Genomic DNA, 23,694 nt, shown 5'->3' with positions numbered 1-23,694 from the left:
GCCCGACCCGCCCGGACCCGGGCCGGGGAGGGCCGGCACACCGGCAAATAAGACTTCCTTGACAATATAATTTGTCGGTAATAGCCTGTGGTCATGCAGGACATCGCCGTGATCGAGGACCCGGCCGCGGCCGAGGCCTCGCTGGACCCCATCCGGGCCCGGCTACTGGCCGAGCTGAGCGAGCCCGGCTCCGCGACCATGCTGGCCGCCAGGGTCGGCCTGCCTCGGCAGAAGGTCAACTACCACCTGAAGGCGCTTGAGGCGCACGGGCTCGTCGAGATGATCGAGGAACGTCGCAAGGGCAACGTCAACGAGCGCATCATGCGCGCGACCGCGGCCTCCTACGTGATCTCCCCGACCGCGCTGGCGTCGGTCGAGCCCGACCCGGCCCGTTCTCCCGACCAGCTGTCGGCGAGCTGGCTGCTGGCCGTCGCGGCCCGGCTGGTCCGCGATGTCGGGGCGCTCATCACCGGCGCGGCCAAGGCGCGCAAGCGCGTCGCGACCTTCGCGATCGACGGCGAGGTACGCTTCGCCTCGGCCGCCGACCGGGCCGCGTTCGCCCAGGAGCTCGCGGGAGCCGTCACGGCCCTGGTGTCCAAGTACCACGACGAGTCCGCCGAGAAAGGCCGCGACCACCGGATCGTCGTCGCCGTCCACCCGAGCGTGAAGGAAACCCGATGACGCACCCCTTCGAGCTGACCCAGGAGATCGAGCTCGCCGCCACTCCCGAGCAGGTCTGGGACGCGATCGCGACGGGGCCGGGCGTCGACTCCTGGTTCATGGGACGCACCGAGCTCGGCACGTCCGCCGGCGGCTCCGCCCACCTGACGATGACGGGCCACACCCAGCGGGCCACGATCACCGCCTACGAGCCCGGCACCCGTCTCGCGACCCGTGGCGCGGAGGCTCCCGACGGCCGGTTCATGGCGATGGAGTATCTCGTCGAGGGGCGTGGCGGCGGCACGACCGTGCTGCGGCTCGTGCAGAACGGCATACTCGGCGACGACTGGGAGACCGAGTTCGAGGCGATGAAGGCCGGCTGGCCCATCTACCTGGAGACCCTCAAGCAGTACCTCACCCACTTCACCGGCCGCACCCCGTCGGTCACCACGACCTTCCGGCCCGGAGCGGGTGGCCCGGACACCGTCTGGAAGATCGTCACGGAGTCGCTGGGCGTCACACCGGACGTCGGCGAAGGCGACCGCGTCCGGCTCCCCGACGGCTCCTCCGGGGTCGTCTACTACGCGAACCTGCCCGTCAACCTGGGCGTACGGACGGACGAGGGCCTGTACCGGTTCATCCACTCCGGCACCGCCCGCGGCGACGCCCTCGTGCTCGGCCACCAGAACTTCGCGGGCCGCGACGAGCAGGCCGCGTGGGACGCCTGGACGGCCGAGAACTTCGCGTGACCGGCAGACCTCGGCCGGCCCGTCCAAAACAGTGGTCCACAGCGGTCGTGCCACCCCCGATCGGCTCGTCCGCCACCAGTGCGGTCACACCTCTGCGACACACCCCCAAGGAGTAATCCCATGCGTATCGTGATCATCGAGTTCATGAGCCTGGACGGCGTCGTGCAGGCGCCGGGCGGGCCCGAGGAGGACACCGACGGAGGCTTCGCCAACGGCGGCTGGTCACACCCGTTCTTCGACCCGGAGGTGGTCGGCGGCGCCTTCGACGGCGTGCTGGCCGGAGCCGAGGCGCTGCTGTTCGGGCGCCGCACGTGGCAGACCATGGCCGCGGCGTGGCCCGAGCGCGCCGGTGACCCGTTCGCCGACCGGATGAACGGCATCCCGAAGTACGTCGTGTCCCGCACGCTGGGCGACGAGCTGACCTGGAACAACACCACCCGCATTCCCGGAGAGGAGGCCGTCGCCCACCTCAGGAAACTGCGCGAGACCGACGGCGGCGACCTGGTGGTCATGGGAAGTTCCACTCTCGCGCGCACCCTCCTGAGCGAGGGCCTGGTCGACGAGCTCCGGCTCATCGTCATGCCGGTGATCCTCGGCGGCGGGAAAACCATCTTCCCCGCCGACGGTGCCCTGCGCACGCTCGAACTGGTCTCCACGGTGACCAGCGACGCGGGCGTGAACGTGTGCGTCTACCGGCCGATCGGCTAGACCTCCAGGACGCCCCGGAGCCCCCGGAGACGCCGAGACCCCAGAGAGCCCGGAGCCCCCGGAGACGCCGAGCCCCGGAGACCTTGAAGACCCCGGAGTCCTCAGCGTCCCCGGACACCCTGGAGATCAGAAGGTGACCGGAGTCGCCCTTTCGAGGCGGGCGACCTCGTCATCCGAGAGCCGCAGCGCTCCGGCCGCCACGTTGGCGACCAGGTGATCCGGATTACCGGTGCCCGGGATGGCCAGCACGTGCGGTCCGCGCCGCAGCGTCCACGCCAGCCGGACCTGCGCGGCCGTCGCCCCGTGGGCGCGTGCCACAGCGAGGACCTCGTCGGTCTCGGTGTCGCCCGCGCCCGCCTCGCGTCCCTCCCCGGCGATCGCGAAGAACGGCACGAACGCGATGCCCTGCTCACCGCAGGCGCGCAGGAACTCGTGGCGCTCGGGGCTCGCGCCGAGGCCGTACCTGTTCTGCACGCACACCACCGGGGCGATGGCGAGGGCCTCGGCGAGATGCTTGGGCCTGACGTTGGAAATGCCCAGGTGGCGGATGAGCCCGGCGTCGCGCAGCTCGGCCAGCGCGCCGAAGCGCTCGGCGATCGAGTCGGGTCCGTGGACGCGCAGGTTCACCACGTCGAGGTGGTCGCGGCCGAGCTGGCGGAGGTTCTCCTCGACCTGGCCGCGCAACTGCTCCGGCCTGGCCAGCGGCAGCCACGCACCCGACGGATCCTTGCCGGGACCGACCTTCGTGGTGATGACCAGATCCTCCGGGTACGGCGCCAGCGCCCGGTTGATCAGCTCGTTGGCGGAACGCAGCGGCGAGAAATAGAACGCGGCGGTGTCGATGTGGTTCACCCCGAGCTCGACCGCGCGGCGCAGCACGCCGATCGCCCGGTCGCGGTCGCTCGGCGTGCCGTCGGCGTTCGCCGTCAGCCGCATCGCACCGAACCCGATCCGGTTGACGACCAGATCGCCGAGCTCCCACGTTCCCGCCACCGCCGCTGTGATGCTCTCCGGATTCATGTACGAAGTCTGCCACCACCTTCCGGACACCCAGGAACGCCGATGACCGGGCCACCCGCGTGAAACCGGACGTCTCACGCCCTCGTGCCGTACGGCTACTTCAGGGGGTTCCGCACGTCGCGGGGCAGAACGCGACCTCGGGAGAGCGTGGTGACGGCCCCTCCAGGAGGGGCTGCGGCCGCGATTTCAGGTGCCGGTCGAGGAAGGCCGCCACGTAGGTGCGGGTGAGCTCGGCGGAGCGCGCCGGGGACAGGACGCCGGGGGCGGGCCTGATGCCGAGGACGCCCGCCAGCAGCGACAGGTCGGTGAAGGACTGGTGCTCCGTGCCAGACAGCACGAGCCAGCGCTTCCAGCCGGTGAGCAGCTTCCAGTCGCGGTCCCAGGAGGTGTCGCGGCCCCCGGGGACGTGCTGCGGCGTCCCGATGAACATGAACGGCTTGGTGAACCCGGTCTTGGGAATCCGGGCGTAGGTGGTGCCGTCCATGTCGATCCCGGCGCGCACCCGAGGGTCTCGCACCATGGTCGCCAGGGCGGCGGCCCCGCCGATCGACTGGCCTGTCATCGCGATCCGGGTGCGGTCGATCAGGTCGGAGCCGTCCCACTCCGACGGCAGTCGGTCGAGGACGAAGGAGACGTCGGCGGCCCGGCCCTGGACCACTCGTGCGCCGAAGCCGGGGTCGCTGTCGCTGTCGCAGGCGAGGCATTCGGCGATCCGCCCGTCGGACAGGGTGGTGGCGTAGCTCTCGTAGGGGTGGTCGATCCCGGCCACGACGTACCCGCGGCCGGCCAGGTCCTCGGCCAGGGAGGTGAGGGTGCTCACCGGTTTGGTGAAACCGGGGGAGAGCACCACCAGCGGGAATCCGCGCCCGGAGGGGGTGGCGTCCTTGACGGCGTTGGTGCGCGTCCTGCTCAGCGTGTCGTACGGCACGCCGATGACCCTGGAGCCCTTCAGCAGGAGCTCCGATTCCTTGGCTGTCATGTACGGCGCCCGCTGCCCGTCACGCCGCTCGGCCGGGTACCACAGGGTGACCTTCAACTCCCTGGCGCCGACGTCGAGGTCCCAGGGGTCGGGCCGGGAGGTGTCGGTCAGATACAGGGTGGTGGTGCCGACCGGGTGGGGGCCGGTGGGGGCGGGCAGGGTGACGGGGCCGGTCGGCGTGGCCGACGGGCCGGCGTCGGCCCGGGGCGGGGTGGGGGCGGAGCAGGCGGACGTGGCGAGGACGACCAGTCCCGCGGCGAGGGCCAGGAGTCTTCTCATGGAAGAGGTCCGTTCACTTGTGCAGCAGGGTCAGGGCCTTGGCCAGGGCGGGGTCGCGTCCGGTGGCCGCGTCCTCGGGGGTGAGGGGCACATGGTGGTCGGGTGGCACGCCGATCCGGTCGATCACCTCGCGGGCGGGTCCCAGGTGGTGTCTGTCGGGGAAGCTCAGGAGGGTGTTGTCGGCGAGCAGGTACGGTTGCGCCGGGCCGGAGACGACCCCGGCGGTTCTGGTGCCGACCAGGTGTCCGAGGCGCAGGTCCTTGACCGCGGAGCTGAAGTGCTCGCAGGCCGAGGCGCAGCCGCGGTCGGTGAGTACCGCCAGCGGCAGGCCGAGGAGTTCGACGGTGTCGTCGGTCGGTGACGCCTCGCACCTGGCGTCCACGGTGCACTGGTAGGCGGTGACCTTGCCGTGGACGAAGGCGCTCAGCAGCCGGGCCGCCTCGGTGGGACTGCCGCCGCCGTTGCCGCGCAGGTCCAGCACAACCCCGGACAGCGTCCGGCCGGTCCGCAGCCGGGCGACGGCTTTGAACACCCGGTTGGCGGAGTCGGAGGCGAACCCGGTCATCCGTACGTAGGCGATGTCGTCGTCCAGCAGTTTCGATCGCACCACCTGAAGGGAGGCCAGGTCACGTTGGTAGAGGCCGGGCCGTAGCGTCACGTTCCAGCGGCGGCCGGTGCTCTGGCGCAGCAGCCGCAGCCGTACCGGCCGCGCCTCCGGATACTCGGGGTAGAGGGCGGTGACGGCGGGGGTGGCCTTGCCGTCGATGAAGGGCGCGGATTCGTTGATCGCTTCGATGATGTCGCCCGGGCGCAGGTGGGCGGCTTGGGCGGCGCCGCCGTGCACGGTGGTGACGAACAGCGGGGCGACGGCGGTGGCGGGGTTGGTGTCGGCTTGCGCGGCGGTGACGTTGGTGGTCAGGCCCAGGCCGTAGCCGTCGCCGTCGTAGTGGTCGGGCGGCCGTCTGACGTCGTGTGTCCAGCGGGCGTGGTTGTCGTCGAGGGCGGCCACGATGGCCTGCAGGGTGACGACGGCCAGTTGGTCGCGCAGGTCGGGGACCTGGTCGGTGGTGTCGCGGTAGGCGGTCTCGAAGGCTGCCCAGTCGGTTTCGCGGTCACCGGTCAGGGCGGGCATGGTCGCCCCGGGCACGTCGCGTCCGTCGCGGTTGAGTTCTTGGGTCAGGGCGGCGAACGCGGCGTGCAGCAGTGAGCGGGCGTCCAGGGTGGCGCCGCTGTAGTAGGTGCCCAGGATGCAGAAGTAGGCCTGCTCGACGACGTCGATCGTGGTGGGGGTCTCGGCTGCGGGTGGTCCTTGGGGGCGCGCGCAGACCGTCGGGCCCGCGGTGCCCGCCTGGACGCGCGGCGGTGTCGGCGCGGTGCAGGCCGCCGCCAGCAGGAGCGCGAGCCCGGCGGTGGCGGTCCTGGCAGCGGTGCTGATGGTGGTCATGACAGGCGCCTTCGGACCCACCAGAAGCAGAACCAGGTGAGGACGGCGGTGAGCAGGGCGTAGATGCCGGTCTCGATCCACTGGAAGGGCCAGAAGCGCTCCAGGGGCTGGTAGGTCGCCCGCTGCCGATAACCGAGCCGGTTGACCTCGACCAGGCACCCCTCCATGCCCGCTCCCGCCCCCGCTCCCGCCCCCGCTCCCGGCGGCGCGCAGGGCCCCGACGTGGTGGAGGTCCTGACGGCGCCCTCCGTGCCGCTGCCGGCGATCGTGCGCCCGGACGGATCGACGAAGTCACTGGACAGGACCCAGGCGCCGGCGTGACCGGGAACGGCCGACTCAAGCACGATGTGCACGAACTGGGTTTCGTCCCGATTTATACCGATGCCGTCCACGTTCGTCTTGCTGAGCTCGAAGACCGAGGTGACGGGGGGCATCAGGTGGGGACGGACGAGCAGCGGCATGGCGATCTGGATCACGGTGAAGAGGGCCAGGGTGAGGGCCATCGCGGCCAGCGTGCGGCGTACCAGCATGCCCACGGTCACGCCCAGGACGAAGGCGAAGGCCGCGTACCCCATCGGGACGATGCCGCGCGCGCCGAACACCAGGGGAGCCATCAGGGCCAGCTCAGGAGCGGCCGACTTGTCCAGGGGGGCGGACCACCAGGTCACCGCGAGGCCGCACAGGCAGGCGGCGGCGACGGCGACCAGGCCGGTGAGCCCGAGCTTGACCGCCAGCCAGCGGCCGCGGGTGATGCTCTGGTTCCACACCAGCAGGTGCGTGCCCGCCTCCAGCTCCCGGGTGATCAGCGGTGCTCCCCAGAAGAGCCCGATCAGCGCCGGCAGGAGCAGCACGACGAGGCTGACGGCCAGGAAGGGGAGGTCGTAGTCGCCGAAGAACCGGTCGAAGAATCGGTCGCAGGAACTGTCCCGCGTACAGGCGGCGATCCCGGCGGAGTAGCGGGAGGCCAGGTCCGGGCCGGTCAGGGCCAGGGCGGTGGTGAGAACCACGAGGACGGCGGCCGTCATCGCGGCCGAGCCGCGGAACTGGCGCCAGGTCAGCCAGATCATCGCCGCACCTCCAGGGGGGTTCGCCGGCTCTCGGCGGTGCGTTTCTCCATGTAGGCCAGGACGAGGTCCTCCAGGCTGAGCCGGGTGACCGTCCAGGCGGGGTCGTGGATCGGCGAGTCGGTACGGACCACGTACGTGCTCTGCCGGTCGGTGTGGCGCGCGGAGATCACACGCTGGCCGGCGGGGAGGCGGTCGGGATCGCGGCGCGGGCCGGTGAGCCGGTGGTGGGTGGCCAGCAGCTTGTCGGTCTCCCCGGAGACCTGGACGCGGGAGTCGACCAGCACGACCAGGAAGTCGCAGGTCCGTTCCAGGTCGGAGACCAGGTGGGAGGAGAGCACGACGCTGAACTCGTGCTCGACGGTGGCCTCCATCAGTCCCTGCATGAACTCGCGGCGGGCCAGCGGGTCCAGCGAGGCGACCGGCTCGTCCAGGATCAGCAGTTCGGGCCGCTTGGCCAGGCCCAGGGTGAGGGCGAGCTGGGCGCGTTCGCCGCCCGAGAGCCTGCCCGCCCGCTGGGCGGGGTCGAGACCGAGCCGCGCGATGCGCTCCCGTGCCATCGCGGCGTCCCAGCGGGGGTTGAGCCGGGCGCCCAGCCGCAGGTGTTCGGCGGCGGTCAGTCCCGCGTAGACGGGGGTGTCCTGGGCGACGAAGCCGACCTTGGCCAGCTGGGCGGGCGTGCCCCCGGGCCGCCCGCCCAGCACGGTGATGGCGCCCGCCGTCGGCTCCAGCTGGCCACTGGCCAGCTTCAGCAGCGTGGTCTTGCCGGCTCCGTTGGGTCCGACCAGCCCGACGACGTGGCCCGCCGGGATGTCGATGGTGCACTCGCGCAGCGCCCAGCGCTTGCCGTACTTCCTGCCCAGTGCCTGGGCTTGCAGGACAGTGGTCACGCTATGTCCTCCTGAGCGGTGGTCCGAAAGGTGGTCGTGAAGAGGGCCTCGATGCTCTCGTCGTCGAGGCCGGCCCGGCGGGCCTTGGCCAGCCAGCGCTGTAGCTCCAGCCGTAGCGGGCCGTGCGCGGCCAGCGAGGTGTCGGTGAGGGTCGCCGTCACGAACGTCCCGACTCCCGGCCTGGCGGCGACCAGGCCCTCGTGTTCGAGCTCCCGGTAGGCCTTGAGGACGGTGTTGGGGTTGATCGCCAGTTGCGCCACGGCCTCCTTGACGGTCGGCAGCTGGTCGCCCTCGTGCAGGAGGCCGAGTCGTAGCGCGTGCCGTACCTGCTGGACCAGCTGCATGTACGGCGAGACGCCGGACTTCGCGTCCAAATGGAACTCGATCAACGGTTCCTCCATTTATCTACTGTCCTAGTACTTTAGATTATTACATGTATGGAACTTGTTAAGAAGGCGCGTGGCGGGAGGCCATCACGGTCCACGGGGTCCGCTCACCGGAAGTCGGAGGCAGGGTCGCCGGGACCGTGCGCGAGAACCTGTGCTACCTCAACCCGGCGGCCGGAGACGCCGACCTGGCGTCGGCGGCGCGGGCGCTGAGGGCGACGGAACTCGTCGAGCGGCTCGGCGGGTACGACGCGGAGATCGACGACCCCGCCACGCAACTGTCCAGCGGCGAACGCCAGCTCCTCGTCCTGGTCAGGGTCCACCTGTCGCCCGCCCGGGTGGTGATCCTCGACGAGGCGACCTGCCACCTCGACCCGGTCGCCGAGGCGCGGGCGGAGACGGCCTTCGCCGCCAGGCCCGGCACGCTCGTCGTCGTCGCGCACCGCCTCGCGTCCGCCTACCGCGCCCGCCGCGTCCTGCTCCTCGACGGATCGCGCGCCGACCTCGGCACGCACGCCGAACTCCTCGCGGGCAACCGCAAGTACGCCGACCTCGTAGGCCACTGGTCGCCCCCCGGCCAGGAGGGATGGCCCCGCCGGCCGTCACGGGCGGCGTCAGCGGCCACCGCCGGATCCCCGACCGTACGAGCCGGGACCGTACGCTCCCGTTCGTGGTTGCCCGAACATGAATTGATCTCGGCGGGGAGGGGTGAGCCGAGGATTGTTGCCGAAGTGGCAACAGGATTCGCGGGCTTCCGGGCCACCACTCCACGATGGGGAGGAGCACCTCGATTCAGGAGGATTCATGTCGCGAGCAGTTGAGGTCAGGGGAACACACCGTCTGGTTCCTTCCCCGGCGGGCCGGACCCATCTGGTGGAGCAGGGCACCGGGCCGCTGGTGCTGCTGGTGCACGGCTTCCCGGAGTCCTGGTACTCCTGGCGCCACCAGCTGGCGGCGCTGGCCGCGGCCGGATACCGGGCGGTGGCCCTGGACGTGCGCGGATACGGCCGTTCGTCCAGGCCGGACGAGGTGGCGGCCTACCGGATGCTGGAACTGATCGAGGACAACGTCGCGGTGGTGCGCGCCCTGGGCGAGGAAACCGCGATCGTCATCGGTCACGACTGGGGTTCGAGCATCGCCGCCAACAGCGCCCTGGTCCGGCCGGAGGTGTTCACCGCCGTCGGGCTGCTGAGTGTTCCCTACGCACCTCGGGGCGGGCCCCGGCCCAGTGAGGTCTTCGCCCGGATGGGCGGTGAGGAGGAGTTCTACGTCAGCTACTTCCAGAAGCCCGGCCGGGCCGAGGCCGAGATCGAACCGGACGTGCGTGGCTGGCTGGCCGGGTTCTACGCCGCGCTCTCCGGCGACACCATGCCCGCCCCCGGGATGCCCGACCCCCATTTCGCCACCCGTGGCGGCACGCTCCGCGAGCGGTTCCCCACTGGTCCGCTGCCGTTCTGGCTCACCCATGACGACCTGGACGTCTACGCCGGAGAGTTCGAACGCACCGGCATGAGCGCGGCGCTCAACCGCTACCGGAACATGGACCGGGACTGGGAGGACCTCGCTCCCTGGGACGGGGCCCCCATCCTTCAGCCGTCGGTGTTCGTCGGCGGCGCCCTGGACGCCTCCACCACCTGGCTGACCGACGCGATCGACGCCTACCCCGTCACCCTGCCCGGACTCGCCTCCTCCCACCTCCTCGACGGTTGCGGCCACTGGATCCAGCAGGAACGCGCTCACGAGGTCAACCAGATCCTGACCGGCTGGCTCGCGTCCCTGAGCTGAGAATCCCCGGCCCGAGAGGAGAAGAGCGCGCACGGGTTTCACGCGGAGAGTCACTTTCACGTGGTGAGCCGCGAGATCGTTTCCCTGATCATGGCCACCCGATCGACGACGGCTCGGCGACCAGTCTGCCGTTCGTCCGCGCGGCCGGAACCGACAGCGACGGCGGGCGTGGCCTGCTCCTGGTGGAGACGATGGCGGCCGGGTGGGACGTCCACCACGACACCGAGGCGGGCACCGCCGTCTGGTTCCACGTGGCGGACGGGGCGGCGCGACCGGTTCCCCGACCCGCTACCGGCCTGCCTCCAGGGTGGCGATGGCCGGGCTGTCCGGTGTGTGCCGCGTCCGGTACGTCAGCCGGCGCAGGAGCACCTCGGCGGGTCCTCGGTTGTCGCGACGCTCCAGGCCGTGGGCCGCGGCCACGGTGATCAGCCAGACGCCGATCGCGTAGCCGGCCACGGAGGCGCTGTGCAGGTGGGCCCCGACCCCGAGGCCCCATGCGGCCAGCACCGGGGCGCAGAGCAGTGACTGGGCGAGGTAGGCCGACAGCGATCGCCTGCCCACCGAAGCCACCGCGGCCACCGCCGTGGACACCGGGCCGGGCCGTCGCCGACGTCCGAGCCGGTGCCCGAGCCGGTGCCCGACCAGCCCGAACACCGCCGCGTAACCCAGCCCGGCGGGCAGGCCGGTAGCCGTCTGGGACAGCTCGAAAACGAACATCGACTCCTCGGGGATCCTCAGCACCCCCATGACCGCCGCCGCGTGGGGCAGTCCGCCCAGCCAGCCGATGGCGATGCCCGTGACGGCGACGCGGCGCAGCAGCGGCAGGTGCTCGCCCGGCTGCTCCAGGATCCGCCGCCGGGCCGCCCAGAAACCGAGGACGATCGCGACGGGCATGACGAGCCCCAGCAGGCCCTGGCCGACCACGACCATCGGCCAGAAGGCCAGGCGTCCCAACGCCGCGGCGAACGGATCGCTCTCGGCGACGCTCGCCGCCCCCAAGGGCAGGTAGCCGGCGATCCCAGGGGACGTGTCCGCGGCGAAGCAGGCCCACACGACGCCGAGCAGGGTCGCCAGTGTGAGGACGCCCGTGCCGATCGCGGCCCAGACGAGCAGCGTGCGGTCCTTCCGGCGCAGGAACAGCCAGGAGAGGAGGAGCCCGGCCAGGCCGTACGCGCCGAGGATGTCCCCCTGCCACAGCAGCGCCGCGTGCACGAACCCGAACAGGAGCAGCCACAGGCCGCGGCGGCGCAGCAGTGCTCGTACGGCCCGCTCCGAGTGCCCGGCGGCCCGCTGGCGCGACAGAAGCTGCACCATGCCGTAGCCGAACAGGAACGCGAACATCGGATAGACCCGGCAGTCCACCCCGACGATGGCGGCCACCTGGGTGATCCGGTCCAGTGCCGAGCCCCCGGGCGGATGGATCGTGGTGGCCCGGAGCTCCCGGCCCCACAGATACCAGGGGGTGTTCGCCACGGCGATGAGCAACAGCATGAAGCCGCGGGCGAGATCGGGCGCGAGCGCGCGCTCGCCGGTCTGAACAGGGCCGCGGATCGGGGCGCTGGTGGTCGCCATGAGGGAGCGGATCTCCTGTCGTACTGTCGTGGCCGGGCGAGGTCGTCTCAGGCGTCGCGTTCGAGGGCGGGGCCGTGAACTCGCTGGGGAATCCGCCGTCGGCGGTTTTCGTGACGAGCGAGCACCGACACGTCGGTAACCGCTCGATCACCTACGGTCACGATACGACAGCAGGAGGTATGAAGGGGCCCGATTTGAGAGAGCGACTGATTTCCGGCAGGCGACGTACTCCCCGGCAGAACCCCATGAGCCTCGTACGGCGAGCGAGCCCCCGGCGAGCGCCCCTGCGCTCCTTTCCGCACCGGCGCTTCAGCTACGGCGAACAACCCCGAACGAGCCCGTACGGATCGCTTCAGCGTCGAAGAGCCCCATGGGCGGCCCGTCGCAAAGCCACTACGGTCCGCACGGCGTACGGCGAGACAGGTCGTGCGCGGAGGTGGGTGGGTGTTCCGGGCGGCTTATAAAAATCCGTGACCAGCGCGCCCGCCAGGCCGGAGGCCTGACACACCGGAGCCGCCACCAACGACGGCCGCCCGGAGCACCCACCCACCGGAGCGCGAACCCACCTGATCTGCCGGGAAGGTGACGAACGCTGACACGCGCCTGGCAGAGCAGCCGTTGTGTCCATGCCTCAGAAAAACCTTCGGGAGCCGCTCCACCAAAAACCTTCGGGAACCGCCCCAGCAACGTCAGATCATGACGTGCGCTTCCGGATGCCCGGCGAAGGAGAACTGGGCGTTGCGGGTGAGCTTGATGTCGTCGGCCTGCCAGGTGTGCATGGACTTGTCGCCGCTGCGCCAGTAGACGAAGTTGAAGCGGTCGGCGGAGTAGATCTTGACGCGGTCTTCCTTGAGGCGGCGGACCAGGCGGGTGTCCTCGCCGCGCGTGATGTCCTCGAAGCCGTAGTGGCGGAACATGTCGGCCTTGCCGAGGAAGGTGCCGCCCTGGACGAGGAAGGCGTAGCGGTGCTCCAGGCCGGGCAGGCGCAGCATGGTGGTGTTGCCGCCCTCGAAGTAGGCGTAGTGCGCGCCCTTGCCGACCAGTTCGGCGTCGGAGTAGTCGAAGGCGCGGGCCAGGTCCGACAGGTAGTGCTCGCCGTACAGGTTGTCGTCGTCCATCTTGGCGATCAGCTCGCCCTCGGCCGCGGCGATGCCCATGTTGAGGCAGGCGCCCAGCGACAGCGACTCGTCGGCGGGCAGGACGACCACGTCGGTGATCCCGGCCATCCGGGCCTTGTCGGCGACGACGACGGGGTCGATGTCGAGGCCGTGCAGGACCATGACGAGCTGGACGGGCCGGTGGATCTGCCGGGCCACCGAGGAGATCGCGTGCTCGATCTGGGCGGCGCGGTTGGTGGGCAGGACCACCGAGATCGACCGGGTCCGCTGCCGCACCGGCTTGCCGAGGAGCCCCAGGATCTGGTCCACGCGGTGCGAGAACAGGTGCTTGTCGAAGACCTCGCGCATGGCCAGGTGCCCCTGGCGGGCGCGCAGCTCGGGGCTGTTGATCAGGTGCAGGACCTGGTTGTACGACTCCAGTTCGTCGCGGGCGATCGGGATCAGCGACCCGAAGGTCTCCTCGATGGCCCGGGACCAGCCGGAGACCACCGACGTCGAGCAGGCCGACAGCTCGAAGACGCGGCGGGCGCACATGGTCGGCGAGTCGAGCACCGAGTTCACGTTGAGGAAGACCTTGTACATCTTGTACGCGGCCAGCATCTGGTCGTACGGGAGCTCGCCCACGATGTGCGGGACGTACTCCTTCGGCCAGGCGTACTTCGGGTCCACGGTGCCGTTGCGGGCGAAGATGTGCAGCCCGAGCTCGCGGATCGGGGCGATGACGGTTTCCATCTGCTCGCGGCGCTCGGGGTGCTTGTCCCGGAAGTACATGCCCGCGAAGACCACGTCGTTCACGCGCCCGCGCTTGTCCTGGATGGGGTTGTGCACCCGGGGCTGCGCGGCGAACTGCAGCACGTCGACCCGGTCGTGGCCCAGCACCTCGCGGTAGCGGGGGACCATGTCGCCGTCGCAGGTGAAGACGTAGTCGAACAGCTTGGCGGTGTCGATGAAGAAGTCGAAGTTCGGCGGGTCCTCCTTGTTCCAGAAGACCGTGGGGATCCCCTCGGCGCGGCACCAGTCGATCAGGGCGAGCAGCTCGGGCTTGGGAGCCTTCGTGCCGGTCATCTGGTAGCGCCAGCGGCCCTGGTTGCCGTGCCAGGCCGACTCCACGAACAACAGCTCGGGACGGCGCTCGGCGAAGATCTGCGGCCAGTCGCGGAGCCCGAACTCGATCTGGTCCCACTCGTATTTGAACGCCATCCGGGAGAAGTCGTCCAGGATGACCGCGACCTTCATGTCGGGACGGACGATCGGACCGGCGGGCCACTTGACCTGCGGCACGTCGACCACGGGCCCCTGGTTCTTGAGCTCCTCGACCACCTCGGCCACCGGGCGGGGCGGCTTGGGCCCCTTGCGGGCCTGCATCGCGGAGCGCAGCCTGCCCGGCAGCGCGGTGACCCCGGGAGCACCCTTGGCCGCCGTCAGTGCCTCGGCCACCCGGTAGGGGCGCTGCACCTTGGTCGACTCCAGCTTCCACTGCGCGTAGTCGGCCCGCGCCTCGGCGATGGCGAGGCGCCGCTCCAGGTCCTGGACGCGCTCCTCGAGACGCTCGACGACCTTGCGCTCCTCGGGAAGCCAGTTGATCGGCCCGAGACGCTGGAACTTCGGCTCTTCTGGGGTCTCATCGCTCATGGGGAATCGCCTTTGTCAGGGGTCGTGCCAGCGTACGACCATAGCCGTACCGAAAAAGTCGTTTTAAAGGGATTTGGGCGATACGGATTGGCCGGCCGGTGAGAGGTTGCCGCCGCGCAGCCAGCTCTCGATCACCCGGGCGATCCGGGGTCCGGCCTTTCCGTCCCAGAGCGGGGGCAGCTCGCCCGACGGCGTCGCCGCGCCGTCCGCCAGCGCCCGGTCGGCGGCGGCGGGCAGCTGCGCGGGGGTGACGAGCCGGTTGGTGCCGTGCGTGATGGTGATCGGCCGCTCGGTGTTGGGCCGCACCGTGAGGCAGGGGACGCCCAGCATGGTCGTCTCCTCCTGCACGCCGCCGGAGTCGGTGACGACCAGCGTCGCGCCCCGCACCAGCGACAGGAACTCCACGTAGCCCAGCGGGTCGACGATGAGGAGGTTCTCCCCGTTCACCAGTCCCGCCTCCGCAAGACGGGTCCGGCCGCGCGGGTGCAGCGGCACCACGACCGGGAGGCGCTCGCTCACCGACAGCACGGCGTTGACCAGCTCCTTGGCGGAGGCCGGGTCGTCGACGTTGCCGGGACGGTGCAGGGTCGCCACCGCGTACCGCTCGGGAAGGCCGAGCCGGGCGCGGACCGGGGCGGGGTCGAGGTGGTCGAGCGCGGAGAACAGGCTGTCGATCATCGGGTTGCCGACGAGGTGCACCCGGGCCGGGTCGACGCCCTCGGCGGCCAGGTGGGAGAGCGCGTCCGGCGAGGTGGCGAAGAGGATGTCGGACAGGCCGTCGGTGACGATCCGGTTCACCTCCTCGGGCATCTCCCGGTCGAAGGAACGCAGGCCCGCCTCCACGTGCGCGGTCGGCACGTTGAGCTTGGCGCAGACGAGGATCGCGGCCAGCGTCGAGTTCACGTCGCCGTAGACGACCACCAGGGTGGGACGGTGTTCGAGCACCACGTCCTCCAGGCCGACCAGCAGGGCCGCCGTCTGGCGGGCGTGCGAGCCGGAACCGACGCCGAGGTTGGCGATCGGCTCGGGGAGACCGAGGTCGGCGAAGAACACGTCCGACATCAGCGCGTCGTAGTGCTGACCGGTGTGGACGATGCCCTGTCGCACCCCGAGCTCGGCGAGGGCGCGCACCACGGGCGCGGCCTTCACGAAGTTGGGACGCGCGCCGAGCACGTGCAGGACGAGGGGATTATCGGGGCCCTGAGCAGCGCCCGGACGGGCAAAGTCCCTCATTGACCTCGCCTTTCATGCGGCAGTGGGGCAAACGTTGCCTATGGTACGGTCACGGCGTGGTATCCGATGCCAACAGGCCAGACTCCCCCTCGGTTCCAGCGAAGGTTCCGGCGAAGCCCCCGGGTCCGGCGACATCCTCGGTGCCGGCGACACCCTCCCCTTCGGTGACGCCTCCGGCCGTCGAGACCTCCGCTGTCGAGACCCCCGCCGTCGAGACCTCCGCTTCGGTGACCCCTCCAGCGGTCGAGGCCCCCGACGAGACCTCGGCTTCGATGACGCCTCCGAGTCCGGAGCGGCCCGAGACACCTGCGGCGCCCAAGGCATCCTCCGAGCCGGAGACACCCTCCGCCCGGGAGGAGGCCCGGGAAACGGTCCAGGAGACGACCCCGGTCTTGGCCGAGCCCGCCGTGGACACGCCCACGGAGCCGCCGCCCCCGCCGAGCGCGGAAACACCTCCGGCCACGGACACGCCTCAGGACCCCGTCGGGGACCCGGCAGAAAGCCCGGACGCGGTCCCGGTCTCCGACATGCCCACGGTCCCGGCGAGGCCCTCGGACGAGGACGAGGAGAAGGTCCCCGCGTCGCTCCCTGCGTCCTCGGTCACCCCGATGTCCCCGGGCTCCCCCGGCTCTCCGGAGTCCCCGGGCTCCACGCCCACCCCGGTGGCGGCGAAGTCGGCCAGGGCCGGACTGCGCGGGCTGATCAAGGGCTTCGTCCAGCACCCGGTCATCGTCTCCCGTGTCGTGGCGACCAAGGTGAAGTCCGACCCGGTGCGCGTGGCGCAGGCGGCGGCCGAGACGCTCCCGCCGAGTGTCCGCCCCGTCGTGGGCCGGTTCGCCTGGCCCGTCGCGCGCCGCGCCAAGATCGTCGTACGCAAGCTCGGCATGCGCCTGGTGAAGGGCCCGTGGAGCGAGGCGAAGGAGCACTTCGACTCCGGCCGGATGAGCGAGGCCGCCGCGGTGCTGCAGGCCCACACGCGCTATCCCTTCATCAAGCGCCGGTACGCCTACTACGCCGGAGAGCTGGCCGCGATCCAGCCGAACCCGATCCCGCCCAAGGCGAAGGTGATCGTGGGCGACAGGTTCCCCGGCCGGGTGCTGCACTGCGTGACCAACGCGCTGCCGTACACGCAGGCCGGATACACCGTCCGCACGCACCGCATCGTCACCTCGCAGAAGGCCGCCGGGCTCGACCCGCACGTCGTGACCAGCTGGGGCTGGCCGATGATGCAGGGGCACGCCGACGCGACGCCGTACGAGGAGATCGACGGGATCCCCTACCACCGGCTGATCCCGAGCGGCGAGGTGCCGTTCGAGAGCCAGGGACGGATGATCCGCGGCGCCGGAGAGGTGACCGAGCTGGTCAGGACCCTGCGACCGCAGGTGCTGCACGCCGCGACCGACCACCGCAACGGGTCGGTGGCGCTCGCGGTGCGCGAGCGCACCGGCACGCCGATGGTCTACGAGGTGCGGGGCTTCCTGGAGGAGACCTGGGCCTCCCGCGACCCCAAGCGCATCGGCAGCCAGCGGCACGTGCTCCAGCGCGACCGCGAGGCGTTCATCATGCGCTCCGCCGACGCCGTGGTCACCCTCGCGGAGACCATGGCCACCGAGATCGTCGAACGCGGGGTGCCGAGGGAGAAGATCTATCTCGCGCCGAACGCGGTGGACGACGCGCTGCTCAGCGCCGAGTACGACGGCGCGGCCTTCCGCGCCGCGTACGGCATCGAGCCCGGCGAGATCGTGATGGGCTCGGTGTCGAGCATCGTGGCCTACGAGGGCTTCGCCACCATGATCAACGCGGCCGCGCTGCTGCGGGACGAGGGCGCCCCGGTCAGGGTGCTGCTCGTCGGCGACGGCGTGGAGCGGGCGGCGCTGCTCGAACAGGTCGAGGAGCTGGGACTGGGCGACGTCGCGATCCTGCCGGGACGGGTCGGTCCCGACGAGGCCCTGCAGGCGCAGGCGGCGATCGACATCTTCGTCTGTCCCCGAGAGGACCTGCGCGTCTGCCGACTCGTTACGCCATTGAAACCCGTCGAGGCGATGGCCCTCGGCAAGCCGGTCGTGCTGAGCGACCTGCCCGCCCTCTCCGAGCTGGTGGGCTCCGAGGGAGCCGGGCTCCTGGTTCCCGCGGGGGACCCCGAGGCGCTCGCCAAGGCGATCGCCGGGCTGCGTGACGATCCGGAGCGAAGGGCCGAGATGGGTGAGGCCGGACGGGCCGAGGTGGCGGCGAAGCGTACGTGGAGCCGCATCGCGGAGACTTACCGTGATATTTACCGATCGATTGCTGGTTGATGGTCTCGTGTTGGTAACAGGGAGACCAGCCGTTTGCGATGCGTTCAATCGCATTAGGCGTAGCTCGTTCGGACTTGAGATAGCCTTTGCGACCATGAAGTGTTGTTTCCGGCGTTCCAAGGTCATCCAGTGACTGCCTACGACCTGGCCATCATCGGTCTGGGCTACGTCGGCATGCCCCTGGCCAAGGAGGCGACGGCCGCTGGTCTGCGGGTCGTCGGCTTCGAGGTCGACCCCGTGAAGGTCGAGGCCCTCAACGCGGGCTCGTCCTACATCGACGACCTGACCGACGCCGACCTCGAGCACATGCTGGCGGGGGGCTTCACCGCCACGCTGGACGAAGCCGTCCTGGCCGACAGCCGGACCATCGTCATCTGCGTGCCGACCCCGCTGGACGAGGACCACCGCCCCGACCTGTCGGCGGTCGAGGGTGCCACCGGCACCGTCGCCCGCAACCTGCGGGCCGGCTCGCTGGTGGTCCTGGAGTCCACCACCTGGCCCGGCACCACCGACGAGGTCGCCCGCCCCATCCTGGAGAAGGGTTCGGGCCTCGCCGCGGGCACCGACTTCCACCTCGCCTTCTCGCCCGAGCGCATCGACCCGGGCAACCCCAAGTACGGCCTGCGCAACACCCCGAAGGTCGTCGGCGGCTACACCCCGGCCTGCAAGGACCGCGCGGTCGGGTTCTACTCCCAGTTCATCGAGCAGGTCGTGCCGGTGAGCGGCACCCGCGAGGCCGAGATGGCCAAGCTCCTGGAGAACACCTACCGCCACGTCAACATCGCCCTCGTCAACGAGATGGCGATCTTCTGCGACGAGCTCGGTGTCGACCTGTGGGAGTCGATCGAGGCCGCGGCCACCAAGCCGTTCGGGTTCCAGAAGTTCCTTCCCGGACCCGGCGTCGGCGGGCACTGCATCCCGGTCGACCCCTCCTACCTCTCCTACACGGTGCGCAAGCTGGGATACCCGTTCCGCTTCGTCGAGCTGGCCCAGGAGATCAACGAGCGGATGCCGTCGTACGTGGTCGCCCGCGTGCAGCGCCTGCTCAACCGGCAGCGCAAGCCCGTGAACGGCTCCAGGGTGCTGCTGCTCGGTGTCACGTACAAGCCCGACATCGCCGACGAGCGCGAGACCCCGGCCCTGCCGGTCGCGCGGGCGCTGCTGGAGCTGGGCGCGGAGCTCGTCTTCGCCGACCCGTACGTCAAGGAGTGGCGCGTCGACGACGTCGAGGTGCCACGTGAGGAAGACCTCGCCAAGGCAGTGGCCGAAGCCGACGTGACGCTGCTGCTGCAGCAGCACGCCGCCTTCGACCTGTCGATCGTCGAGGACCAAGGCAAGCTCGTGCTCGACACCCGAGGCGTGCTCGCCGAGGGTGAACGCGTCGAGCGGCTCTAGCGACGGAGGGCTGCGCGCAGTGCACGTGCTCGTCATGACGGTGGTGCATCACCCCGAGGACGCCCGGATCCTGCACCGGCAGATCCGCGCGCTCGTGGACGCCGGTCATGAGGTCACGTATGCGGCCCCGTACACGGCGCGGGGCGTGATGGCCCGCTCCTGGGTGAACGGCGTCGACCTCCCCCGCGCCGCCGAGCGCAAGCGGTTCGCGGCCGTGCGCGCCGCGCGCAAGGTGTTCAAGCGCATGCGCGGGCAGGTCGACCTCGTGGTCATCCACGACCCGGAGCTGCTGCTCGCGGTGGTGGGCATGCGCAAGCGGCCCCCGGTGGTCTGGGACGTCCACGAGGACACCCCGGCGACGCTGTCGCTGAAGCCCTGGCTCCCCGCGTTCCTGCGCCCGCCGGTGCGGTTCCTGGCCCGCCTGCTCGAAGGCACGGCCGAGCGGCACCTGCACCTGCTGCTCGCCGAGTCCGCCTACGCCGGACGGTTCCGCCAGGCCCACCTGGTGGTGCCCAACGAGACCTGGGTGCCCGACGAGGTGACCCCGCCGGGTGACGACCGCGTCGTCTACCTCGGCTGGCTGTCGGGGGCGCGCGGGGTGCGCGAGGCCATCGAGGTGGCCCGGCTGCTCCAGCCGTACCGGGTGGCGGTCGAGCTGATCGGCTACGCCGACCCGCAGTCGCGGCCGACGCTGAACGAGGCGGTGGCGGAGGGCGTGCTGGAGTGGCGCGACTTCATGCCGAACGACGAGGCGCTCAAGCGGCTCGACGGCGCGCTGGCGGGCCTCTCCCTGCTGCACGACGAGCCCAACTACCGGCACTCCATGCCCACGAAGATCGTGGAGTACATGGCGCACGGCATCCCGGTGATCACCACCCCCTCGCCTCGCGCGGTGGAGCTGGTCGAACGCTACGACAGCGGCATCGTCGTGCCCTGGCAGGATCCCAAGGCCGTGGCCCAGGCGGTGCTCTTCCTGCGAGACGACGCCAGGGAGCGGTATGGCCGGGGGGCCCGAGGGTATGCGGCGGCTCGTGCGAACCACCACTGGCCCAACTCGGCTCGCCGTTTCGTCTCCCAGCTGGAGGCGTGGGCGGGCGTCAAGAGCTGATCTCCGGTACGGCGGGGACCACCCGGCTCCTTATGTCTGCCTGATCACAAGAACGGTAGTGTCCTGAACGTGCGCTGGCTCATCGCTTTCCTGGGCGTGGCGATCCTCGCAGGGGTGGCGGCGTTCGTGGTGACCACTCCCACCGGGAACGGCTCCCCGACGGCGGGGAGCTCGTCGCTCGGGGCGTCGCCCTCGCCCTCGTCCTCCCCCTCCTCGCCTTCCGCTTCCCCTTCGGTCCCGGTGCCGGAGGTGGCCGAGTTCACCGACCCGTGTGGAACGTTCGACACGACGATGCGATGGCCGTACGCCATCACCGGCTACTGGCTCATCCCGACCGCCGACCACTGCACCTGGCGCCGGCAGTTCGGCGCCATCCACGAGGTGGGCGGCGACACGGTGATCCGGATCGGCTGGGGCCTGCAGGCGCGCAAGGTCGACGACGACGGCCGCGTCCTGGACGGCGAGGGGAACGTCGACGCCCGCTACGAGCCGTGCGAGGAGGCCGGGGTGCCGTGCGCGCTGGCGGCGGAGAACGACCTCAAGGCCGCCAACTCCGGCAACCGGGTGAGCTGGACGTTCGTCTACCGGACCGACGAGGCGTTCGGCCCCGACCTGTTCCGCTGCCCCGAGTTCGAGCGGAAGATCGTCACGGAGAAGACGGTCTTCTACCGGATCGTCGCCCCCGACGACGGCAGCGACGACCCGAGCTGCTCGAACATCCGGGCGAAGGGACGCGGCTACCACGTGATCCTGGTCGCGGCCGCGTACCAGGACAGCCTCACCGAACTGCTCGACCTCGGAGACCGGTTCGGGGTGAAGGTCTACCCCGCGCTGCCGCTCGCCCCCCGCGACCCGGCGCAGAAGACCCGGGCCGCCAAGCAGGGCACGGACACGCTCACCACGCTCACCCGGCGGATCATGCAGGACTACGGGGCGCGCTTCCAGGACCGGGAGTCGCTGGGCGGTTTCTACCAGCCGTTCGAGCTGCAGATGCGCGAGATGAAGTACGTCGGGGACTCCGAGGACGACCATCCGACGCTCAGGGTCTACGCCTCGCAGCACGAGATCGTCGAGCAGGAGATGCCCGGCAGGCCCGTCCTGGTCAGCCCCTACCTCGACGCCCGCAAGAAGCGGCCGTTCAGCGCCACCCCCAAGCAGGTCGCCAAGGGCTTCGAGGCCCTCGTCAGGACCGGCGTCGGGATCATCGCCCCGCAGGACAGCCGGGGTACCGGCAAGGTCGGGCTGTTCTGGCCCGACCAGCGCGAGGACGAGGTCGACGAGCGGCTGCGCCCGGTCGTCGAGGAGAAGACCAACGGCGACGCGTACCACGGCTCGACCCGCGACTACTACCGCGAGATGTCCCTGGCCAGGACCAGGATGGTCGAGCAGGGCTTCCACGTGCAGCTCTGGGCCAACGTCGAGGCCTTCGAGCCGGCCGGCGAGGAGCGGTGCGCCGCGGGCTCCGACCGGGGACGCACCGACAAGGAGCGGCTCGACACGGCCGTGGCGCAGGTCGGGCGTTACGTCTCCAAGGTCGTCTCCTACATGTGGAGCGACTTCTACACCTGCGGCTCCCCGTCCCTCGCCGAGGAGATCGCCCGTGACTACAACCGGCCCATCGCGGCCGACGCGATCCGCATGCAGCGCGACATCCAGGACGGCGTGGAGATCCGCGGCTACAACATCCCCATGGGCGCCAAGGTCACGCTCACCTGGAAGGGCCAGGAGGAGCCGCACGTCGTCGACGTGGCCGGGGTGAACCTGACCGAGCCGCCGCCCGACCTTCCGGTGCGGATGGGCACGGCGTGGATCCCGTTCGACTGGTCCAGGGTGCCGGACGACACCTGGGTCCAGGTCTCGGTCGCGGCGGCCGACGGACGCGCCGCCACGGAGCCGCTGCACGTCCGCGTGCGGGTCTGACCGGTGTAACGTGCCTGCCATGGTGCCGCGCATTCCCGTCAGCGTGGACCTTGTCGTCCTCACGGTGCGTCACCAGGCGTTGAGCGCGCTCGTCTGGCGGCGCGACAAACCGCCGTACGAGGGACGCTGGGCCCTGTCAGGCGGGTTCATCCAGCTCGACGAGGACCTGCCCGCCGCCGCGGCCCGGGTCCTCGCGGAACGGGCGGGCCTGCCGGGCGCCCTCGTGCACCTGGAGCAGCTCCAGACCTACGGCTACCCCGACCGCGACCCGCGCCAGCGCGTGCTGAGCGTGGCCTATCTCGGCCTCGCCCCGCACCTGCCGACCTCCACCGAGGCGCACATGAGCTGGCAGCCGGTCTCCGCGCTGCTGCGCGAGATGGCCTTCGACCACCGGCGCATCATGGTCGACGGGATCGAGCGGGCCCGCGCCAAGCTGGAGTACACCCCGCTGGGCGCGGCCTTCTGCCCGCCGGAGTTCACCGTCGCCGAGCTGCGCCGGGTCTACGAGATCGTCTGGGGCCGCACCCTCGACCCGCGCAACTTCCACCGGAAGGTCACCAAGGCCGAGGGCTTCCTGGTGCCCACCGGCGGCACCACCACCCGCGACGGCGGCCGCCCCGCCAAGCTCTACCGCCGCGGCCCCGCCGTGGCGCTGCACCCCCCGATGCTCCGCTCCCTCAAGGAGTAGCCGGAGCCCCGCCGTCGCCGAGCCCCGCTGTCGTGAGCCGTCGGGTCTCGCCGCCGATCAGAGGTCGTCTTACAGGTCGTCTTAGAGGTCGTCGATCTCCGTCAGGTCGACGTCGAGGTCGAACGGGACGCTGAGCTTCAGCCGGTCGTGGTGGATCCCCATGAGCGCGTAGGACTTGGTGGCCGGGTCCAGCTCGTAGACGTAGACGACCGGGCGGCCGTCCTTCTCCTCGATCCGCCAGAAGTGGTCGATGCCCGCCTGGGCGTACAGGACCGGCTTGCGCTCCCGGTCGCGGATCTCCGACTCGGCGGAGACGACTTCGACGGCGAGGACGACGTCGGCCGGTTGGTAGGTGGTCTGCCTCAGGTCCTTCACGGCTTCGGCGTGGACCACCAGGAGATCCGGCTCGGGACGTTGCCGCTTTCCGAGTGTCATCGTCATCTCCCTGCGAACGCGCAGGTCGGCCGGAGCAGCCCGACGTAGCTCGCTCTCCAGGAGAAAGAGCGTCGACATGTGGAAGTTGGTCTGGGGGCTCACGAAGACGAGAGTGCCATCGACGAGTTCCGTGTGGGGAGGGATCCCTCGAAGCCGGTCGAGGTCGTCGGCCGAGAAGCCCTCTTTGGGAGGAAACACCCAACTGGGCAGCGGCTCCAGCTCGGGGGGCCCCGCCTCGTCCGCCTCGGTGTTCGGCGCCTCGGCGCTCGGCCTCTCGGCCGGCGGTGCGATGCTCATGTCGTCCTCCCGGTCGGGCACGCCTCTCACCTCCAGTG

The 23,694-nt window shown here is 70.7% G+C and carries 21 protein-coding genes; 10 read left to right on the top strand and 11 right to left on the bottom strand.

Annotation, left to right across the window (positions count from 1 at the left end; translation table 11 throughout):
- The first annotated feature begins 93 nt into the window (after positions 1 to 93).
- The 3 genes from ACFFRH_RS06265 (at position 94) to ACFFRH_RS06255 (ending at position 2,117) form a co-directional block, all read left to right on the top strand.
- The gene (locus tag ACFFRH_RS06265; protein WP_344745798.1) at positions 94 to 681 is read left to right on the top strand and encodes an ArsR/SmtB family transcription factor; all 588 of its coding nucleotides are present in this window, start codon (positions 94 to 96) and stop codon (positions 679 to 681) included.
- Positions 678 to 1,409: an SRPBCC family protein gene (locus tag ACFFRH_RS06260; RefSeq protein WP_344745797.1), complete on the top strand. Its 732-nt coding sequence runs from the start codon at positions 678 to 680 to the stop codon at positions 1,407 to 1,409. Before ACFFRH_RS06265 ends, ACFFRH_RS06260 begins: the two co-directional genes overlap by 4 nt.
- Before the next feature lie 120 nt (positions 1,410 to 1,529).
- Positions 1,530 to 2,117: a dihydrofolate reductase family protein gene (locus ACFFRH_RS06255; protein WP_344745796.1), complete on the top strand. Its 588-nt coding sequence runs from the start codon at positions 1,530 to 1,532 to the stop codon at positions 2,115 to 2,117.
- 126 nt (positions 2,118 to 2,243) lie between these two features.
- Here ACFFRH_RS06255 and ACFFRH_RS06250 read toward each other — a convergent pair whose 3' ends face one another.
- The 6 genes from ACFFRH_RS06250 to ACFFRH_RS06225 all read right to left on the bottom strand — a co-directional run bounded on the left by ACFFRH_RS06250 (position 2,244) and on the right by ACFFRH_RS06225 (position 8,194).
- Entirely contained in the window at positions 2,244 to 3,137 is an 894-nt protein-coding gene (locus tag ACFFRH_RS06250) for an aldo/keto reductase (RefSeq protein ID WP_344745795.1), read from the bottom strand.
- A 100-nt stretch (positions 3,138 to 3,237) separates the two neighbouring features.
- Positions 3,238 to 4,395: an alpha/beta hydrolase family protein gene (locus ACFFRH_RS06245; RefSeq protein ID WP_386154910.1), complete on the bottom strand. Its 1,158-nt coding sequence runs from the start codon at positions 4,393 to 4,395 to the stop codon at positions 3,238 to 3,240.
- Between the two features lie 13 nt (positions 4,396 to 4,408).
- Positions 4,409 to 5,839 carry a S41 family peptidase gene (locus ACFFRH_RS06240; RefSeq protein ID WP_386154907.1) on the bottom strand — a complete coding sequence of 477 codons (1,431 nt, stop codon included), beginning with the start codon at positions 5,837 to 5,839 and terminating at the stop codon, positions 4,409 to 4,411.
- The gene (locus tag ACFFRH_RS06235) at positions 5,836 to 6,906 is read right to left on the bottom strand and encodes an ABC-2 membrane transporter-related protein (RefSeq protein ID WP_344745793.1); all 1,071 of its coding nucleotides are present in this window, start codon (positions 6,904 to 6,906) and stop codon (positions 5,836 to 5,838) included. Before ACFFRH_RS06235 ends, ACFFRH_RS06240 begins: the two co-directional genes overlap by 4 nt.
- Positions 6,903 to 7,793 (bottom strand): ABC transporter ATP-binding protein, encoded by an 891-nt coding sequence (locus ACFFRH_RS06230; RefSeq protein WP_386154904.1) that lies wholly within the window; start codon positions 7,791 to 7,793, stop codon positions 6,903 to 6,905. The genes ACFFRH_RS06235 and ACFFRH_RS06230 overlap by 4 nt, the downstream gene beginning before the upstream one ends.
- Positions 7,790 to 8,194 carry a GntR family transcriptional regulator gene (locus ACFFRH_RS06225; RefSeq protein ID WP_386154901.1) on the bottom strand — a complete coding sequence of 135 codons (405 nt, stop codon included), beginning with the start codon at positions 8,192 to 8,194 and terminating at the stop codon, positions 7,790 to 7,792. Before ACFFRH_RS06225 ends, ACFFRH_RS06230 begins: the two co-directional genes overlap by 4 nt.
- Positions 8,195 to 8,319: 125 nt before the next feature.
- On the opposite strand from ACFFRH_RS06225, the gene ACFFRH_RS06220 reads away from it, so the two are divergent.
- Both ACFFRH_RS06220 and ACFFRH_RS06215 read left to right on the top strand, forming a co-directional pair.
- Positions 8,320 to 9,000, top strand: coding sequence for an ATP-binding cassette domain-containing protein (locus tag ACFFRH_RS06220; protein WP_386154898.1), 681 nt, complete (start codon positions 8,320 to 8,322; stop codon positions 8,998 to 9,000).
- Positions 8,984 to 9,964, top strand: a complete 981-nt coding sequence (locus tag ACFFRH_RS06215) for an alpha/beta fold hydrolase (protein WP_386154895.1) — start codon at positions 8,984 to 8,986, stop codon at positions 9,962 to 9,964. Before ACFFRH_RS06220 ends, ACFFRH_RS06215 begins: the two co-directional genes overlap by 17 nt.
- 288 nt (positions 9,965 to 10,252) lie before the next feature.
- Here the strand turns inward: ACFFRH_RS06215 and ACFFRH_RS06210 are convergent, their stop codons facing one another.
- The 4 genes from ACFFRH_RS06210 to ACFFRH_RS06195 form a co-directional block, all read right to left on the bottom strand.
- Entirely contained in the window at positions 10,253 to 11,536 is a 1,284-nt protein-coding gene (locus ACFFRH_RS06210) for a DUF418 domain-containing protein (RefSeq protein ID WP_344746793.1), read from the bottom strand.
- Between the two features lie 689 nt (positions 11,537 to 12,225).
- The gene (locus tag ACFFRH_RS06205) at positions 12,226 to 14,286 is read right to left on the bottom strand and encodes a glycosyltransferase family protein (RefSeq protein ID WP_344746794.1); all 2,061 of its coding nucleotides are present in this window, start codon (positions 14,284 to 14,286) and stop codon (positions 12,226 to 12,228) included.
- A gap of 63 nt (positions 14,287 to 14,349) precedes the next feature.
- Positions 14,350 to 15,519: a non-hydrolyzing UDP-N-acetylglucosamine 2-epimerase gene (gene wecB, locus ACFFRH_RS06200; RefSeq protein WP_344746795.1), complete on the bottom strand. Its 1,170-nt coding sequence runs from the start codon at positions 15,517 to 15,519 to the stop codon at positions 14,350 to 14,352.
- 49 nt (positions 15,520 to 15,568) lie between these two features.
- Positions 15,569 to 15,940: a hypothetical protein gene (locus tag ACFFRH_RS06195; protein WP_344746796.1), complete on the bottom strand. Its 372-nt coding sequence runs from the start codon at positions 15,938 to 15,940 to the stop codon at positions 15,569 to 15,571.
- Positions 15,941 to 16,046: 106 nt separating this feature from the next.
- Here ACFFRH_RS06195 and ACFFRH_RS06190 point away from each other — a divergent pair, with 106 nt between their 5' ends.
- The 5 genes from ACFFRH_RS06190 to ACFFRH_RS06170 all read left to right on the top strand — a co-directional run bounded on the left by ACFFRH_RS06190 (position 16,047) and on the right by ACFFRH_RS06170 (position 22,924).
- Positions 16,047 to 17,813 carry a glycosyltransferase family 4 protein gene (locus tag ACFFRH_RS06190; RefSeq protein ID WP_344746797.1) on the top strand — a complete coding sequence of 589 codons (1,767 nt, stop codon included), beginning with the start codon at positions 16,047 to 16,049 and terminating at the stop codon, positions 17,811 to 17,813.
- 129 nt (positions 17,814 to 17,942) lie between these two features.
- Positions 17,943 to 19,208 carry a nucleotide sugar dehydrogenase gene (locus ACFFRH_RS06185; RefSeq protein WP_344746798.1) on the top strand — a complete coding sequence of 422 codons (1,266 nt, stop codon included), beginning with the start codon at positions 17,943 to 17,945 and terminating at the stop codon, positions 19,206 to 19,208.
- Between the two features lie 19 nt (positions 19,209 to 19,227).
- Positions 19,228 to 20,316 carry a glycosyltransferase gene (locus tag ACFFRH_RS06180; RefSeq protein ID WP_344746799.1) on the top strand — a complete coding sequence of 363 codons (1,089 nt, stop codon included), beginning with the start codon at positions 19,228 to 19,230 and terminating at the stop codon, positions 20,314 to 20,316.
- A 69-nt stretch (positions 20,317 to 20,385) separates the two neighbouring features.
- The gene (locus tag ACFFRH_RS06175) at positions 20,386 to 22,236 is read left to right on the top strand and encodes a DUF4434 domain-containing protein (protein ID WP_344746800.1); all 1,851 of its coding nucleotides are present in this window, start codon (positions 20,386 to 20,388) and stop codon (positions 22,234 to 22,236) included.
- A 19-nt stretch (positions 22,237 to 22,255) separates the two neighbouring features.
- Positions 22,256 to 22,924, top strand: coding sequence for an NUDIX hydrolase (locus ACFFRH_RS06170; RefSeq protein ID WP_344746801.1), 669 nt, complete (start codon positions 22,256 to 22,258; stop codon positions 22,922 to 22,924).
- 81 nt (positions 22,925 to 23,005) lie between these two features.
- On the opposite strand, the gene ACFFRH_RS06165 is transcribed toward ACFFRH_RS06170, so the two are convergent.
- Positions 23,006 to 23,656: a Uma2 family endonuclease gene (locus ACFFRH_RS06165; RefSeq protein ID WP_344746802.1), complete on the bottom strand. Its 651-nt coding sequence runs from the start codon at positions 23,654 to 23,656 to the stop codon at positions 23,006 to 23,008.
- Positions 23,657 to 23,694: the final 38 nt, after the last annotated feature.

Origin of the sequence: Streptosporangium vulgare, from assembly GCF_042428775.1 — a bacterium.
Lineage (GTDB): Bacteria > Actinomycetota > Actinomycetes > Streptosporangiales > Streptosporangiaceae > Streptosporangium > Streptosporangium vulgare.
This window is presented reverse-complemented; position numbering and strand designations above follow the sequence as displayed.

Excerpts from the sequence above, each read along its gene's own strand:
- ACFFRH_RS06255 (WP_344745796.1), top strand. The coding sequence starts at position 1,530 with ATGCGTATCGTGATCATCGAGTTCATGAGCCTGGACGGCGTCGTGCAG.
- ACFFRH_RS06235 (WP_344745793.1), bottom strand. The coding sequence starts at position 6,906 with ATGATCTGGCTGACCTGGCGCCAGTTCCGCGGCTCGGCCGCGATGACG.
- ACFFRH_RS06225 (WP_386154901.1), bottom strand. The coding sequence starts at position 8,194 with ATGGAGGAACCGTTGATCGAGTTCCATTTGGACGCGAAGTCCGGCGTC.
- ACFFRH_RS06165 (WP_344746802.1), bottom strand. The coding sequence starts at position 23,656 with ATGAGCATCGCACCGCCGGCCGAGAGGCCGAGCGCCGAGGCGCCGAAC.
- ACFFRH_RS06245 (WP_386154910.1), bottom strand. The coding sequence starts at position 4,395 with ATGAGAAGACTCCTGGCCCTCGCCGCGGGACTGGTCGTCCTCGCCACG.
- ACFFRH_RS06240 (WP_386154907.1), bottom strand. The coding sequence starts at position 5,839 with ATGACCACCATCAGCACCGCTGCCAGGACCGCCACCGCCGGGCTCGCG.
- wecB (WP_344746795.1), bottom strand. The coding sequence starts at position 15,519 with ATGAGGGACTTTGCCCGTCCGGGCGCTGCTCAGGGCCCCGATAATCCC.
- ACFFRH_RS06170 (WP_344746801.1), top strand. The coding sequence starts at position 22,256 with ATGGTGCCGCGCATTCCCGTCAGCGTGGACCTTGTCGTCCTCACGGTG.
- ACFFRH_RS06250 (WP_344745795.1), bottom strand. The coding sequence starts at position 3,137 with ATGAATCCGGAGAGCATCACAGCGGCGGTGGCGGGAACGTGGGAGCTC.
- ACFFRH_RS06215 (WP_386154895.1), top strand. The coding sequence starts at position 8,984 with ATGTCGCGAGCAGTTGAGGTCAGGGGAACACACCGTCTGGTTCCTTCC.
- ACFFRH_RS06190 (WP_344746797.1), top strand. The coding sequence starts at position 16,047 with ATGCCCACGGTCCCGGCGAGGCCCTCGGACGAGGACGAGGAGAAGGTC.
- ACFFRH_RS06260 (WP_344745797.1), top strand. The coding sequence starts at position 678 with ATGACGCACCCCTTCGAGCTGACCCAGGAGATCGAGCTCGCCGCCACT.
- ACFFRH_RS06205 (WP_344746794.1), bottom strand. The coding sequence starts at position 14,286 with ATGAGCGATGAGACCCCAGAAGAGCCGAAGTTCCAGCGTCTCGGGCCG.
- ACFFRH_RS06265 (WP_344745798.1), top strand. The coding sequence starts at position 94 with ATGCAGGACATCGCCGTGATCGAGGACCCGGCCGCGGCCGAGGCCTCG.
- ACFFRH_RS06210 (WP_344746793.1), bottom strand. The coding sequence starts at position 11,536 with ATGGCGACCACCAGCGCCCCGATCCGCGGCCCTGTTCAGACCGGCGAG.